Raw genomic sequence first — 15323 nt, 5'->3', positions numbered from 1 at the left:
CTCAGTCCCGCCCTAAACGTCTCAAACTGACGCCTCAAACGTAGCCGAGACGTTAGCGCGTCGCGCCAATGCGGCGTCGGGATCTTTGCACTCACTCCCAAGGCATTCAGGGACTTCGCGCAAGGCCCGCTCGATTCCATCATCCGGACCGAACCGGACCAATGGAATCATCGAAAGTATCGTTTGTCAGCAATGACACGGGCAAACGAGGATTCAGAGCATACACGGAGCTTCCAGCAAGATGGCGAATATCACGTCCTTCTCACCGGCCAACAACTCCACCATCACGGTGGACAACAGCGACTATTGGGTCGAGAACGCGAACCAAAGCTACAGTCTGACCGAACCTGATTCCGATACACTTCGGTTTCAGTTGCAGGCAGGTGATCATTGGAGTTCGCCTGAATTCACCGATGCGTCTGACTCTCAGCGCGATGAGATTTCCGGCTCAACCACATTTGCGCCGGGCACGCAGATAAACCTCTCCTATGACTTCATGGTCGAGCCCGGAGCCACGGATACTTCAAATGGTCCCGGGAAGTGGACTGTCCTCGGTCAAATGCATGAGTACAATGTTCCCGACTCTCCTCCGTTCGCCGTTGAGTTGGTGAATGGCGACCACATGGCGATCGACATCGGGACCGGCGATCCGAACTACCTTTATATCGACCCGAACCCCATTCAGCGCGGCCAGTACTATTCCATGCAAGTCCAGGCAAAGTTCGACGCCAATGGCAACGGATTTCTCGAGGTCTGGCGCGATGGCGTTCAGATCGTCGACTATCACGGTTCGCTCGGGACCGGCGCCGCAACTTATTGGAAGGAAGGAATCTATCGATCGGCATCCTCGCAAACGATGGCCGTGGACTACAAGGACCTCCATATAACGACTGGCGCCGCGCCCGCACCTACAAGCAGCACGACTACAGCATCGTCGGGGACCACCACCGGCTCGGCCGGAACACCCTCGGGTAGCATCTCCTCATCCGGCAGCACCTCGGGCGGGACTACCGTGACCACGCCGACCGGCACCACGTCACCGAGCAGCACCACCGATCCCGTCGGGACCTCCTCGAGCGGCGCCTCCTCATCCGGCACAACATCGGGCGGGACTACCGTGACCACGCCGACCAGCACCACGTCATCGAGCAGCACCACCGATCTCGCCGGGACGTCCTCGAGCGGCACCTCCTCATCCGGCACGACATCGGGCGGGACTACCGTCACCACGCCGACCGACACCACGTCGTCGACCAGCACCGCCATTTCCGGCGGCACCACGTCATCGGGCAGCACCACCGGGACATCGTCCGGCGGCACCGTCGTGACCGATCCGACCAGCACCACGTCGTCGGGCAGCACCACCGGGACATCGTCCGGCGGCACCGCCGTGACCGATCCGACCAGCACCACGTCGTCGAGCAGCACCACCGCTTCCAGCGGCACCACACCCTCGGACAGCACCACCGGGACATCGTCCGATGGCGCCACCGTGACCGATCCGACCGGCAGCACTTCATCGGGCGCCACCAGCGGATCTGGAAACCCAACCACCCCAACTGCTCCCGTGCTCACCGTCGACGACCATTCAGTCTCGGTCAGCCCCGGCGGCAAGGTATCGCTCGGCATCGGCGTGAGCGTGCCGCATACGAGCGATAACGTGTCGGTCAACATCTCCGGATTGCCGAAATACGAAACCATCACCGATAATCTGGACCAAAAGACCTTCAGCGGACGTTCGATCACGCTGACCGCGGCCGAGGTCAACAGCGGTCTTTCGCTGAGCTCGTCCTACCACGGTCACGGTCATCCGACCGCAACGCTGACGGTCACGGCGCAGGATACCACCGGCACGCCAATGTCGAGCGCGTCCCAGACCATTACCGTGAATGATCCTCCGGCCGCCGCGACGGCCTCGGGCACGTCAACAACGACGTCGGGGAGCGGCAACTCTTTGGGCCAATCGCAGATTGACGTCGCTCAGTGGTTCAACAATCATCCCGACTTCGCCCGTGTGGCGACCACGCTCAGTGAGGCCGGAGCATCGAAGTCGGGCGCCGTGCCCAATCTCGGTACAACGACGGATGCTGTCGCGAGCGCCGGCGCGAAAGCCTACGCCCTCTTTAATCAGATGATGGCGGGCGATTTCGGTGGCGAGGCGCATTTCGCGCAGGCGGCGACGGCATTGTCCGCACCGTCCCAGCAGCAGGCCAACCTCCTGACCAGGCCTCTGCACTAACCAGCCAACCAAGGCCACGTGGCATCGGGCCGCGCCTACGGGCGCGGTCGCGGTGCCGCGTTGCCGGAGTTTCGGGACATGACGACGAGAAGCACCAAGCGGCCGCAGGCCGCGCACCACGATGAAGCATTCGAGCAGGGCGTCACGGCCCTGACGGTTCTGTCGCGCCTCCACGGGCGCAGCATCGCGCCGGAGGAAGTCCGACTGCACTGCAAGGGAGACGTCTTCGACGTCACTCAGATGCTGAATTGCGGCCGTGCGCTGGGGCTGAAGTTGTGGACGCACAACAGTAACTGGGCGGGCCTGTCGCGCCTGTCCCTGCCCGCTGTCGCCGTGCTTCGGACCGGTGGATTCCTGCTTCTCGGGCAGATGGTCCAAGACCGCGTCGTGGTGGCTGATCTGATGTCACGACGGCCGAAATACATGTCGCAGACGGAATTGGAGCGCCTTTGGGACGGCCGCGTCGTCGCGGTGACGGCGCGAAAGAGCTGGAAGGACTTACTGCTTGGGCGCCCCCGCCTGCGCAACCTTGTCGGCTACCTGCCGCGCCTTGGCGTTGGGGTCGCCAGCTCGATGATCGCCGCCATCGGACACGTTCGAACCTCCACCGAGCGGCTGTGGCAATGGTTGCGGCCCACCTCAGCGGATGCCGCGCATCATGAGTTCGAGCCGAACGACCAGGCGACCGCTCCAGACCCGGACGAAACCGAATCGGCGCTGCTGGCGCTCGTGATACTGCTGCGCTGTCATGGAATAGGTGCAGAACCGGAACAGATCCGCCATCGCACCGGCTCCGCAAGGATCGGCGTCCCCGAGATGCTCCGCTGCGCCAAGGAAATGGATCTAAAGGCGCGCGCGCTCACGACGCGCTGGGAGCGGCTGGCGACTACGCCTCTACCGGGCATCGCCATGCTCCGCGACGGCCGCTTCCTAATCCTCGGCAGAGCCGCTCCCGACAAGGTGCTGGTGCAGCGCCCGACGGAGCAGCGGCCCGAGACGATGACGCGGGAAGAGTTCGAGGCCATCTGGAGCGGCGGCCTGATCCTGATGGCGCGCCGCGCCGGCCTGACGGACCTTGCGCGCCGCTTCGACATCAGCTGGTTCATGGGCGCCATTGGCAAGTACCGGCGGATGCTCACCGAAGTGCTGACCGCATCCCTCTTCCTCCAGCTCTTCGCGCTGATTTCGCCGCTGTTCTTCCAGGTGGTCATTGACAAGGTGCTGGTGCATCGCAGCCTGAGCACGCTCGACGTCCTGATCTTCGGCCTCGTCGCGATTGGCATGTTCGAGGCCGTTCTCGGAGCCCTGCGCACCTACCTCTTCGCGCACACGACCAACCGCATCGACGTAGAACTTGGCGCCCGCCTGTTCCGTCATTTGATCTCGCTGCCGATCGCTTATTTCCAGGCGCGCCGGGTCGGCGACTCGGTCGCCCGCGTGCGGGAGCTCGAGAACATCCGCCAGTTCATCACTGGCTCAGCCCTCACACTCGTCCTCGACCTGCTGTTCACCTTCGTGTTCCTCGCGGTGATGACGTACTATTCGCCCTTGCTGACGCTCGTCGCTGTTGCGGCATTCCCGCTCTACATCGGCATCTCGGCCGGATTGACGCCGCTGTTCCGCCGACGGCTCGACGAGAAATTCCGACGCGGCGCGGAGAACCAGGCGTTCCTGGTCGAGAGCGTCACCGGGATCGAGACGTTGAAGGCAATGGCGGTTGAGCCGCAGATGCAGCGGCGATGGGAGGAGCAGCTCGCCGGCTATGTCGCCTCGAGCTTCCGTGTCGTGAGCCTCAACAACGTGGCGAGCGAGGCCGTTCAGCTCATCAACAAGCTGGTCGCCGCGGCGACGCTCTATCTCGGCGCCAAGCTCGTCATCGGCGGTAGCCTGAGCGTCGGCGAGCTCGTCGCGTTCAACATGCTCTCCGCACGCGTGAGCACGCCGGTACTACGGCTAGCGCAGATCTGGCAGGACTTTCACCAAGCCCGACTTTCGGTGGAACGACTGGGCGATGTCCTCAACACCATGCCCGAGCCAACCCAAAGCCCGAGCCGCGCGGCGCTCCCGCCCATCCGCGGCCGGATCACGTTCGACCACGTCACGTTCCGCTATCGCGCCGACGGACCCGAGACCTTGCACGACCTCAGCTTCGAGGTCGAGCCCGGTCAGGTGGTCGGCATCGTCGGCTCGTCAGGATCCGGCAAGAGCACGCTCACCAAACTGGTCCAGCGGCTCTACGTTCCGGAGCGCGGACGCGTGCTCGTCGACGGCATCGACCTGACGGTGGTCGATCCCGCCTGGCTGCGTCGGCAGATCGGCGTAGTGCTGCAGGAAAACGTGCTCTTCAATCGGACGATCCGCGAGAACATCGCACTTGCCGATCCGATGATGCCGATGGAGCGCGTCTTCGCCGCTGCGATCCTCGCCGGCGCGCACGATTTCATTCTCGCCCTGCCCGAAGGCTACGACACCGTTGTCGGCGAGCGCGGATCGAGCCTCTCCGGCGGCCAGCGGCAGCGCATCGCGGTGGCCCGCGCCCTCGTCGCCGACCCGCGGATCCTCATCTTCGACGAAGCGACGAGCGCGCTCGATTACGAGAGCGAGCGGGCGATTCAACAGAACATGAAGCAGATCGCAGCAGGCCGGACCGTCTTCATTATTGCGCACCGGCTGTCGACGGTTCGGACTGCCGACCGCATCATCACCCTCGAGGCGGGTCGGGTCGTCGAGGACGGCACCCATGAGCAGCTGCTCCACTCGAACGGACGGTACGCGAAGCTCCACTTCCTGCAGGCAGGCATCCATGGCGTCCGCTAACAACTCCGTCGTTCACTTTCCCAGGCGCCCGATTCGCCGCAACGACTACGAGCTCGCCTTTCTGCCGGCAGCGCTTGAGATTGCCGAGACCCCGCCCTCGCCCATCGGCCGCGCCATCGGCGCGACCATAATCGCCATCTTCTGCGTGGCGCTCGCATGGGCTACCTTCGGCAAAGTCGATATCGTCGCCACGGCCACCGGCAAGATCATACCCAGCGGCAGGACCAAGCTGATCCAGCCACTGGAGACCGGCGTCGTGCGCGCCATCAATGTCCACGACGGACAACAGGTCCACGCCGGCGAAAGCCTGATCCAGCTAGACCCGACCATGACTGCGGCCGAGCAGGACCACGTCAAAGCCGATCTCGTCGCCGCCCAGCTTGACGTCGCGAGACTGCACGCGGCGCTCTCGGACGGAAGCGATCCGCTCGCGAATTTCCATCCGCCAGAGGGCGCGACGCCGGCCCAGATCGAGATGCACCGGCAATTCCTGATCAGCCAAACCTCCGAACAGCGCGCCAAGCTCGCCGAACTCGACCGTCAGTGGTCGCAGAAACAGGCCGAGCGTTCGACAGTGGAGGCGAGCATCGCCAAGCTCGAGGCTACCATCCCGCCGCTCCAGGAACGCGTTGACACACGCAAATACCTGTTCGACAAGCAGCTTGGATCGAAATTGAATTACTTGACCGAATACCAGGACTTGGTGAGCCAGCAGCAGGACCTCCTCATTCAGCGAAGCAAGCTGAAAGAGGCCGAGGCGGCGCTTGCCGCGTTCAAAGAGACCCGCGACAGGACCGCGGCAGAGTTCCGGCGCACGCTGTACGACGAGCTGGCGAAAGCCGAACAGAAGGCCGCCGGTATCGCCCAGGACGCGATCAAGGCCGAGCGCCGGACCAAGCTCCAGGATCTCGTCGCCCCTGTCGACGGCATCGTCCAGCAGCTTGCCGTGCATACCGTAGGGGGCGTCGTTACGCCGGCCCAGGTGCTCGCCGTGGTCGTGCCACAGGAGAGCCACCTCGAGATCGAAGCCACGCTGTCGAACGAAGACGTCGGATTCGTTCATGCGGGACAGGACGCCGAGATCAAGGTCCACACCTTCAATTTCACACGCTACGGAGTGCTCCATGGCAAGGTGTTGAGCGTCTCGCCCGACACCATCGCCCGTGACGGTCGCGACGTCGCCGAGCCCAGAGCTCGTGCCGAGAACACGTCGGAAGGCCGGCAGCAACAGGGGCAGGACGACCTCGTCTATGCCGCCCGGATATCGCTCGATCAGCGGCAGTTGAAGGCCGGGGAACACGTCGTCGATCTCGGCCCGGGCATGGCAGTCACGGTGGAGGTAAAGACCGGATCCCGCAGGATTATCGGTTATCTGCTCTCGCCGCTCGCCAGGTACGAGCATGACGTCCTGCGTGAGCGGTAGGAAGCTCTTTGCTGCCTCTGAACCAACGTGCCAAGCTCAGCCGGAGCTGCGCGCTCCCGGACATCAGGAAGCGACCTGAGGCTAGGCTCGTTCTAAGCTGCAGAAGGTGCAAAGCGGTTCTCCGCAGTTCGCTCTGAAGCTGTCTCGGTTTCATCGACATTCGAACTCAGGCGGCCGCGAACTCGAGCAACGCGCCGGGTGAATAACTGATCTTCACGCGATCGGTTAGGAGGAAGCCGTCGAAGCCTTCCGCGCGCTCGGTGCAAGCAGCCAATAGACTGGTTCGCAACATTCGGGTGCCGCACGTTTAAACTGAGCAGCGAGCGGGTGCGAGCGCTCTGCAGTCAACCACACAAACGAGCATCCCGCCCATACCCCGGGGCTGCGGCATGCTCCGAGCGCGTTAAGCTCCCAGCGATGACCACAGTGCCGGCCCGCCAATCCAATTCACGCACTTAATTGAGACCGCTTTCTGAAACGGGCCATGCTGAAGCGACCAGCGTCGACCGATGACACCACGCTCGATCGGCGCCGGTCTGCGCGCATCCAGAAGGGGTACTCCTTCGGCGATGTTGCACTTGACCTTCGGCGAGAGTGAGCTGGGGACATGAATATCGGCTGGCTACGCGCGAAGAACGAGCAGCAGAACGCCGAACTGCGGCTGGTGTTCTCGCGCGCTATTTCTTGCCGCCGCCGGAAGGACCGCGGAGCATTTGTCGGCAACGTCCTTGGTCAGGACTTCGGAAGCGGATTTCACGGTTGACGGGCCGTCTTTTGTGGCGGGCTTCAAGGACCAGTATCTGAGTTCGTTTAGCGCGGCCTCATCAAGAGCACCGCGAAAGCCGTGGTGGCAAATCTCGCCCGCTCCGAAGATGGGTCTCGGAGCGAAAGGGCCGTTATACGGAAACCGCCCTTGCGCGCTGTGGCGAGCGACCTTAGGGCGGCCATACGCAGCAAGGTCGGTGGCGCCGAGCGCGCTTTGCCCTCACGGCATTGACCTGGGCAAGTACAAGCCTCGGAGAAACGCCGAAAGCTGTCGCGGCATCGCTGATCGGCCTAGGCGGACATCGCACGGAAGGCATTTGGACGAATACGGAAAGTGTTCGACATGATCTTGGTGACCGGAGGCGCCGGCTACATTGGGTCCCATGTCTGTATGGCATTGCTGGACGCCGGCCTCGACGTCGTTGCGCTCGACAATCTCTCCAACAGTAACCAAGCCTCTCTCCAACGGGTACAATCCTTGTGCGGACGGTCGCTCGTCTTTCGGCACGCCGATATCCGGAATGAAGAGGCAATCTACGACATACTTCGTGCTTGCGGAGTGAGTGCGGTTATTCACCTTGCGGGGCTGAAAGCCGTAGGCGATTCGAGCGTTCGGCCCATGACCTATTACGAAAACAACGTCCTGGGAACAATGCGACTCATATCGGCCATGAGGAAGGCACACGTAAAAACGCTCGTGTTCAGTTCGTCGGCGACCGTTTACGGGGTACCGACCTATCTGCCGCTCGACGAGCAACATCCCCTCGGGCCGACCAATCCGTACGGCCGAACGAAGCTTTTCATCGAGGAAATGCTGAAGGACCTTTATCGGTCCGACGATGAGTGGCGGCTTGGTATTCTGCGATACTTCAATCCGGTCGGCGCGCATGAAAGCGGGCTCATCGGAGAAGACCCGGTCGGCGTTCCGAACAACCTGGTGCCGTTTGTGGCCCAGGTAGCGATAGGAAAGCAAGAGAAGCTGAAGATTTGTGGAAACGACTACGACACTCCAGATGGCACCGGAATTCGCGATTACATCCATGTCGTCGATCTCGCTTCCGGCCATCTAAGTGTCTTGAGTCATCTGAAGCAGCCCGGAGTGCTCACCCTTAATCTCGGAACAGGTAACGGCAACAGCGTTCTGGAAGTCATTCGAACCTTTGAGGCCGTGAGCGGGAGGCCGATTCCGTATGAAATCGGAGAACGCCGGGCCGGTGATGTCGCCATCTGTTATGCCGATCCGACGCTTGCGGGAGAAACGTTGGGTTGGCAATCGACGCGGTCGTTGGCGCAAATGTGTGCGGACCATTGGCGTTGGCAGTTGAACAATCCTTGCGGCTATCGTGGTACCTAGCCCAATCTCTGCGGGTCCATCGTCGAGTGGCGGCGAACATGGAAGTGGCGGTTGCACGGGTGCGCCCGCCTCGCGATCTCCACCGCTGCAACGCCCCTGGAGACGCGAGGGCTCTGCATCTGCGCGTCGCGGTAGTCACGCTCCCTGTCGCTGGTCGGGCGCGGACTGATCCTGGGGTTCACTTACGAACGGCCGAGGAGCTTGCGGCGCAGGCTATAGTATCTATCACGCCAACGTCCAATACGGTATCCGGCCATGAGAGCCTTCGCTTCCGTCAGGGCGTCATCATATGACACACGCAAGAACTCGACGGTCAGCAGGCTGCTGTCGAATAGTGCAAGCTCCGCAAATCGCGGTTGAGGCTTGCGAGAGGCATCCAGCGATCCCGCGTTGATGAAATATTCGCGATCGGGATCCAGTCTCACGATCCCGTTCGCGGGAAGCTCGCGAATGTCTCCGCCCTGCCCGATCTCGAAGACTCTTTGCTGATGCACATGACCGTAAAAGCAAATCTTGCGGCCCGGGAGGTCCGCGCGCAGGTAAGCGACGTTCTCCGCGATATGATGGGAACCGGTCATATACTGCTGCACGTCGCGCACGCCGCCGTGAATCAATACCGCACGATCCTCGACTGGGAGGCTCCCTGGCAGTGAACCCAGGTACTCGACTGTACCGGACAGGAGCGAGCGGCGCGTGCGCTTGAGAGCATGCATTGCCTTGTTCGAGCAGCGTTCAAAACCAAGGAGCCCGATGCCGATGAGGTCATGATTGCCCGCGATCGAGACCACTCCGCGCTTGCGCAAGATGGCCGCGCATTCGTCGGAGTCCGCGTTGTAACCGATGATGTCGCCGGTGCACAGGAGCCGTTCTGGATCGTAAGCCTCGAGCGCCGCAAGCGCCGCGATCAGGGCCTCGCGATTGCCGTGGATGTCGCCTATGATGCCGTAGAGGGCCATTGGCGCCACCATACTTTCATCAGCCTGAACAACTTGCGAACCTTCCGCACGAACGTCATCGCAAGCGGCGCGGGATCGCTCCACGCGAACACGTTGTAGACGGTTCGCGTGAAGAGGATCGAGGAAACCCAGTCCGCAAGGGTCAGCTGACCTTGCCGCGAAAGCGCGCGATAGGCGCGCCAATCAAGGGGCAGGCAGAGCCAGCGCGTGTCGGTGCGATACGAAAGAGCGGATGGCCGTTTCCCGGCTAAGACGTAGTCGTAAGCGATCTCCATGAGGTTGAGCCCGTTCGCCGCGCCGAGGCAATGCCAGAGGTTGAACCGCGCATTCACCTCCAGAACGAAGTGTCGACCGGATTCGACATCGGTCTTGAGATCAATTTTAAAGGGGCCTTTCAGAGGCAGTTGCTCGGCCATCCGCCGTCCGAACGCCGCGAGTTCTTCGTTCTGGATCATCTCGATAAACGAACTTTCGCCCGTGAACGGCGGCCAGGTCCGCAACTTCCTGCCGAGGAAGGAAGCGAGGATCTTGCCCTGCTCATCGGAGACACCATGAAATGACCAAAGCTGGCGATCATCTCCCCGGATGTATTCCTGGAATACGAGTTGCTCCCGAAAGGACCAAACGGAAGGCTGGGCCATCACCGCCCTGCCATTCTCGAAGGCAAGGGCCTTGCTGCGTCCGAACAGCCGACTCTGCAGCGGCGAATGATGCCAATTGCACTTGGAGCGCGGCTTCGCGAGCACCGGTCCCTCGATGTCGGAAAGCATGTCCCACTCAAGACTGCGCGGTACCGGAACCCCTCTCTCGCGCGCGAGTTTGTCAAAGCGATCCTTCGTCAGCAGCCCGGTCGCGACGACCGGATCGCACAGAAGCAACAGAAATTTCTGCTGCAAGCGCTCGCGATGCATGTAGATGAGTTCGAGTAAGTAATCCTCGCCATACATCAGAGGAACGCGGCGGCCGAACCGGCTCAAGAGCCACTCGCCGGCGTCAAGCAACGCATCGACCAGCGCACTGGGCTCGCTGCGCGGCGGAAGAATGCAGCGGCCGGCGCAATAGCGTGAAACGAATGCCGGAGCATCGCCTTCGCTCGAGGCGACGATCGCTGGAATACCCGCCATTCCCAATGGCCGAAGCAAGACGGGGCCTGCCGCGAGCAGAACCGGCGGCCGCTCCATCGTGAGATGCCGATCACTCACCTCGAGCATCCCGGCCCCCGCTCTCGCTCCGAAGTTCTTGCGTCTCGTCGCGCGTCGTCTGCGCCATCGTGAAGCTCTCAACCAGCTAGCGATCGTCTAAAAACTTGCTCCCGAATACGGAATACGGAGCCGCAGCTTCTTTTTTGGAAAATCCTTAGCAATGGTCTTTAGCCTCCGCTTGGCTCGGCGGAGCTTCGCCTCTATGCGGCCCTCTGCGCTGTCTCTCCCTATTGCGATCCACTTCATGCCATACCCCGCGTTAGCCAGACGGGACTTGTGCCCAGCGGCGCCCGCGAGGAAGTCGTAGCCGCGTTCCCCGCGTGCGATGCTGTCCTCAATAGACAGCACATGGCTGATGAGCCCAGGCTTGAGCCGGCTATCGCGCTCATAGACAAAGCCGTTTTGGTAGTTAAGGACACAGCCGTCATGCACGAAATTGTACAAGATTCCGATCGTCTGGCCCCCAGCCAAGGTCCGTGAAATGCGGACGGCCCCCATGGGAAGCCCGCGCTCAATTAGCTCCTCGTGGAACGGACGGAAGCCCGGATTGGCGAAGGATCCCTTGCGTCCCCATCGCGCCTGATGAAGGTCTTCCAGCAAATCGAACGCGGCGAGGGCCTCCGTTGTCGTTTCCATATTCCGAAGCTCAATGGGGCCGCGCTCGGCATATAACCGCATGGCACGGCTCACCGCCTGCCGAGTATTGCGGCCCAACGTGGCGCGGTAATTCCCGCCTTGCTGCCGGACTTTGGCAAAGTCAATCCATGGCGCCGTATCTGCCTGTTTCACCTCGGTAACGAGCCCAACTTGACTTGCGGTGCGACACGCGGCCATCTCAAGGTCTGGGTCAATTCCGGAGAGCACCAGCTCGTCCGATTGCCTCAAGCGGGACGTCAAGGCCTCGAGACATGCCACTTTAATGGCACCCTCCAAAGATTGTTCTGCAAGAATATTATTGTACTCGATGGACAATCTGTCGAAACGAGTGTCTCCGGTTTCATTGAGCAGCCAACGCGCCCGCGCATGCAGGCCGAGACTCCACGCTCTCCGCCGGCAAATAATCGCCAAGCCGACGATCTTTCTTGAAGACCGAGCAACGAGGACGTGTGGTTGCGCGCCCTTCGGGAGATGCCGTAGCCACGTGCCGATCCAGAGCCAAGACAAATAGAATGAGTGATTTGCGCGCGCTTGGAGCTCCTTCCAGGAGGTCTCAAGCCTCGCAATGCTCTCCAACGCTTCCAGCCTGACATCAATGACCCCATCAAGAGGCATGGCTTGCTCCATCGAAGCCGGCCAGCAGGCCTATCGCGATCACAAAAGTCTTCGCCGTGATGCCTTCCCCGTTCGCAAGCTTGAGGGCAGGACCGTCTGGCCTTCTCTCAAGGACCGTCACCAATACGTCTCCCAGCATGGGAAACAGATGCCGCTGACATGACAACGCGCATCTGGTGAAGGTGTCGAGCTCAGTCGAAGCATTTCCGTAGGATGGCCTTAGGTCCGCGCAGAATTGCTGGAGCGCGTAGCGGCCAGCCTCGGTAAGCCTACAGACGTTCCATTCTGGCTTCAGAAGCATACCTACCAGCATTTGGGCCAGCCACCGGTGCATCGGCGTACCAAGGATTCGAAACGGCATCCCACAGGACCGCAAATGCGCTGCGACGAAGAGATCGAAGCGCGCTGCCGGAACGATTGCTACAGGCAAATCCGAACCAGCCATTCTCATGCGCAATGGTGATCTCCGCGCAACATGCGCTTCAGGGCAGAGGCCGCAGCGCCCCCGCGAGCCATATGCGGAAGGTCCAAGATAACGTGGTCACACGCGCCTGTCCTACTGTAAGTTTCGTCCCAGGTGCGACCCTTTCGGATTACCCCGCTGCTTCGCCACTCCGTCAGCCCGCCGCCGCGGCCCGGGATCGGCCGATTGTTTGGAGGACGTGAGATGGGCCTTACGGCCGCACATGGATCGGCGCTTGGATGCGCGGGCCGTGGCAGCAGCGACTAAGGTGTAAGCGCTGCGCTGGAAGGGCTAGGAGAAGGTGCCTAGCCGAACGTTCACAGCGCCATCATTGCCGCCCAGCATGGTATGCAGATGGTTCGGCGCGACCGTCCAATCATGGATATCCACTGTAAGTCACAAGCCATAGCGGCTTGTTGCTTGAGCCCGCCCGGCGCATTCTCGCTGCAATCGGCACCAAATCCCGCGACAATGCTTCACCGCAGCTCAGTCCGAATAGCGGCACGGCGTGCCGCTGAGACGCGCCACGAAGCGGACAAGCCTCCGACGCTTGGAATCGGCCCATGCTCGCCTTCCGGGGACCAGCCAGCCCTCGCCTAGCCTCGTCGACGCGCTCAACGCTGGCTTGCACCTAACTTGAAGTCCGGCCTGCCTAGCACTACTTTGGCAGATCGTTGATTTTGCCGTGCGTTATAGGATTCCCGAATCGATTTTTCAATGATTCATGGGTGGTCGGCTCTTGGAGGGCTGACCATGGCGGGATGGGAAGACGAACTCGAACGCTGGCTGATGCCGTTCTTGGACCGGCTGGGTCATAAGTCTCGGCAGCAGATGTGTCCCCGTTACGTTGCGGGACTGATCGGTCCTGGCGATCGCAAGAGCGTTCAGCCGATGGCAGAACGCCTCGCAACCGGCAACTACGATCAGCTGCACCATTTCATCGCCGATGGTGTCTGGGACGCGACGCCGCTGGAGACAGAGCTGCTCAGCCAGGCGGACCGACTGGTCGGCGGCAGGGATGCGGTGCTGGTTATTGATGACACCGCACTGCCGAAGAAAGGTGAACGGTCGGTTGGTGTTGCGGCTCAATACGCGTCGGCTCTCGGCAAAACGGCAAATTGCCAAACACTGGTGTCGTTGACGCTCGCGCGCGGCGAAGTGCCAGTGATGGTCGCGTTACGTCTCTTTCTGCCTGACAGTTGGACAAGCGACGTGTCTCGTTTGAAGCGCGCTCGCGTGCCAGTCGAATATCGAACGCCACGGTCCAAGCCGGAGATTGCTTTGGCCGAGATTGATCGCGCGATGGCAGCCAACGTGCGCTTTGGATGTGTGCTGGCGGATGCGGGATACGGACTTAGCGCACCGTTTCGATAAGGGCTGACAGAGCGCGGGCTGGCCTGGGCTGTCGGTATCCCTCGGCACCTGAAAGTGTATCCGGTCGATGTGAAGCTCATTTGGCCGATTACCAAGGTCCGCGGGAAACCACGAAAGCACCACGTGCCCGATATCTTATCGATTGCGGCAGAACAAATGCTGGCCAGCGCCAAATGGAAAACCGTGAGTTGGCGCAGCGGGACGAAAGGTCGGCTGAAAGCCCGATTTGCTGCTCTCCGTGTCCGCACCGCCGACGGTCCTCCGCAGCGGATCTGGGATAAGGGTCAGCAGCATCTCCCGGGCGACGAAGCCTGGCTCATTGGCGAGCAACGTGCCTCAGGGGAGAAGAAATACTATCTTGCCAATCTCCCGGCGGCGACAGATCTGCGCACACTGGCCGCCACCATCAAGGCACGATGGATTTGTGAGCAGGCGCATCAGCAGTTGAAGGAGGAGCTTGGACTTGATCACTTCGAGGGGCGATCATGGCAGGGCCTTCATCGCCACGCCCTAATGACAATGATTGCCTATGCCTTCCTACAGCATCGTCGCCGCGCACACGCGGGGCGGAAAAAGAATCAACGGACCTCCGCCCCAGCCAACGATGCCCGCCGTACGTCACGCCATCGTCGATCTCATCCTTCGGCCGCCGCCTCAACGGTGCCCATACTGCCGAAGACAAATCCTTAAAACCAATGGCGCAAACAGATTCTGCCAAAGTAGTGCTAGGCTGCGACACCCATCAAACCGCCGCGCGCGACATCGTCCGGCGCCCGAAGACAACGCTGATGCATGAACTTGAAGGCTATATGCGTTGCAAGGACTATTCGGGGGTGCGCGGCTATGCGTACAAGCTGAGCCATCTGGTCGCGCTTCGGCGCGCCAAGATTTCGGCGAGCGATCCGCCATCGTATCGGTGCCCGGAGGAGCGGAAGCATCCGCGATTTCCCGCTCCATCAAGTATTAATACTGCGCCTCGTGCCGGGTCGCATTGGCTATCGAAACAGGAGCTATTGACGGACCAACCTCAAGCCCCTTCGACGAGGAGCAGCCTTTATGCGGTGGGACCGCACGCTTTTGGCCAGTTCCTCTCATCTCCGCAGCTCGCAATTTGCCTCGCAGTGTCTCGACTTCCGTTAAGCGTTCGATGAGCTCGTCAAGCGTTTGGCGCAGAATACCTGAACGGCTGAAAATCTCTTTGCGACTATTCACCGGCCTACCCTCACTGAATAAAAAATGATGGAAAAACCCGGACCCGGAATGGATCCCGGGCCTGACTTTAGATCACCAAATCATGCAACTTCGAGTTATAAAAGAAAAGGTCGTTAGAGTACGGAATAAGTAGCAAGTGTGCTCCTCGATCGGCGCGGCAAGTAAATGGGTTTATGGAGCCATTTGTTCTCCGGCACTGCAGTCGGAGATTATCAAAGCGACAACCAAATCGCCCGCCAACCTGTG

General features: G+C 61.2%; 10 protein-coding genes and 3 pseudogenes. 8 read left to right on the top strand and 5 right to left on the bottom strand.

The features are described 5' to 3' along the window. Window positions 1-241: 241 nt before the first annotated feature. Window positions 242-799: pseudogene (locus P6U23_RS12470) on the top strand (heparin lyase I family protein); the annotation flags it as partial. A gap of 68 nt (window positions 800-867) precedes the next feature. Here the strand turns inward: P6U23_RS12470 and P6U23_RS12465 are convergent. Further along, window positions 868-1530: a hypothetical protein gene (locus tag P6U23_RS12465; protein WP_407181797.1), complete on the bottom strand. Its 663-nt coding sequence runs from the start codon at window positions 1528-1530 to the stop codon at window positions 868-870. Here P6U23_RS12465 and P6U23_RS12460 point away from each other — a divergent pair. From P6U23_RS12460 to galE, 6 genes and pseudogenes are all read left to right on the top strand, one after another. Continuing rightward, window positions 1493-2239, top strand: coding sequence for a hypothetical protein (locus P6U23_RS12460; protein ID WP_407181796.1), 747 nt, complete (start codon window positions 1493-1495; stop codon window positions 2237-2239). The two genes, P6U23_RS12465 and P6U23_RS12460, sit on opposite strands and share 38 nt — an antisense overlap. 78 nt (window positions 2240-2317) lie before the next feature. Continuing rightward, window positions 2318-2665 (top strand): annotated as a pseudogene (locus P6U23_RS12455) (cysteine peptidase family C39 domain-containing protein); the annotation flags it as partial. A gap of 147 nt (window positions 2666-2812) precedes the next feature. After that, entirely contained in the window at window positions 2813-5056 is a 2244-nt protein-coding gene (locus P6U23_RS12450; RefSeq protein WP_407181433.1) for a type I secretion system permease/ATPase, read from the top strand. Further along, window positions 5043-6479 (top strand): HlyD family type I secretion periplasmic adaptor subunit, encoded by a 1437-nt coding sequence (locus tag P6U23_RS12445; RefSeq protein ID WP_407180054.1) that lies wholly within the window; start codon window positions 5043-5045, stop codon window positions 6477-6479. Before P6U23_RS12450 ends, P6U23_RS12445 begins: the two co-directional genes overlap by 14 nt. A 607-nt stretch (window positions 6480-7086) precedes the next feature. Continuing rightward, entirely contained in the window at window positions 7087-7242 is a 156-nt protein-coding gene (locus tag P6U23_RS12440; protein WP_407180053.1) for a hypothetical protein, read from the top strand. Window positions 7243-7587: 345 nt separating this feature from the next. Then, the gene (galE, locus tag P6U23_RS12435; RefSeq protein WP_407181432.1) at window positions 7588-8598 is read left to right on the top strand and encodes a UDP-glucose 4-epimerase GalE; all 1011 of its coding nucleotides are present in this window, start codon (window positions 7588-7590) and stop codon (window positions 8596-8598) included. A 182-nt stretch (window positions 8599-8780) separates the two neighbouring features. Here galE and P6U23_RS12430 read toward each other — a convergent pair whose 3' ends face one another. The 4 genes from P6U23_RS12430 to P6U23_RS12415 all read right to left on the bottom strand — a co-directional run bounded on the left by P6U23_RS12430 (window position 8781) and on the right by P6U23_RS12415 (window position 12485). Then, window positions 8781-9554, bottom strand: a complete 774-nt coding sequence (locus tag P6U23_RS12430; RefSeq protein ID WP_407180052.1) for a metallophosphoesterase family protein — start codon at window positions 9552-9554, stop codon at window positions 8781-8783. Next, on the bottom strand, window positions 9533-10501 hold the full coding sequence (locus P6U23_RS12425; RefSeq protein ID WP_407180051.1) for a hypothetical protein: 969 nt from the start codon (window positions 10499-10501) through the stop codon (window positions 9533-9535). The genes P6U23_RS12430 and P6U23_RS12425 overlap by 22 nt, the downstream gene beginning before the upstream one ends. Before the next feature lie 351 nt (window positions 10502-10852). Next, on the bottom strand, window positions 10853-12028 hold the full coding sequence (locus P6U23_RS12420) for a GNAT family N-acetyltransferase (RefSeq protein WP_407180050.1): 1176 nt from the start codon (window positions 12026-12028) through the stop codon (window positions 10853-10855). Beyond that, window positions 12018-12485 carry a hypothetical protein gene (locus P6U23_RS12415; protein ID WP_407180049.1) on the bottom strand — a complete coding sequence of 156 codons (468 nt, stop codon included), beginning with the start codon at window positions 12483-12485 and terminating at the stop codon, window positions 12018-12020. Before P6U23_RS12415 ends, P6U23_RS12420 begins: the two co-directional genes overlap by 11 nt. A gap of 723 nt (window positions 12486-13208) precedes the next feature. Here P6U23_RS12415 and P6U23_RS12410 point away from each other — a divergent pair. After that, window positions 13209-14555 (top strand): annotated as a pseudogene (locus P6U23_RS12410) (IS701 family transposase). Window positions 14556-15323: the final 768 nt, after the last annotated feature.

This window comes from Bradyrhizobium sp. STM 3562 (genome assembly GCF_045571435.1).
In the GTDB taxonomy this organism is placed as follows: Bacteria; Pseudomonadota; Alphaproteobacteria; order Rhizobiales; family Xanthobacteraceae; genus Bradyrhizobium.
The sequence above is the reverse complement of the archived record's forward strand: the minus strand, read 5'-3'. Positions and strand labels throughout refer to the sequence as shown.

Excerpts from the sequence above, each read along its gene's own strand:
- P6U23_RS12450 (WP_407181433.1), top strand. The coding sequence starts at position 2,813 with ATGATCGCCGCCATCGGACACGTTCGAACCTCCACCGAGCGGCTGTGG.
- P6U23_RS12445 (WP_407180054.1), top strand. The coding sequence starts at position 5,043 with ATGGCGTCCGCTAACAACTCCGTCGTTCACTTTCCCAGGCGCCCGATT.
- P6U23_RS12440 (WP_407180053.1), top strand. The coding sequence starts at position 7,087 with ATGAATATCGGCTGGCTACGCGCGAAGAACGAGCAGCAGAACGCCGAA.
- galE (WP_407181432.1), top strand. The coding sequence starts at position 7,588 with ATGATCTTGGTGACCGGAGGCGCCGGCTACATTGGGTCCCATGTCTGT.
- P6U23_RS12430 (WP_407180052.1), bottom strand. The coding sequence starts at position 9,554 with ATGGCCCTCTACGGCATCATAGGCGACATCCACGGCAATCGCGAGGCC.
- P6U23_RS12425 (WP_407180051.1), bottom strand. The coding sequence starts at position 10,501 with ATGTATGGCGAGGATTACTTACTCGAACTCATCTACATGCATCGCGAG.
- P6U23_RS12420 (WP_407180050.1), bottom strand. The coding sequence starts at position 12,028 with ATGCCTCTTGATGGGGTCATTGATGTCAGGCTGGAAGCGTTGGAGAGC.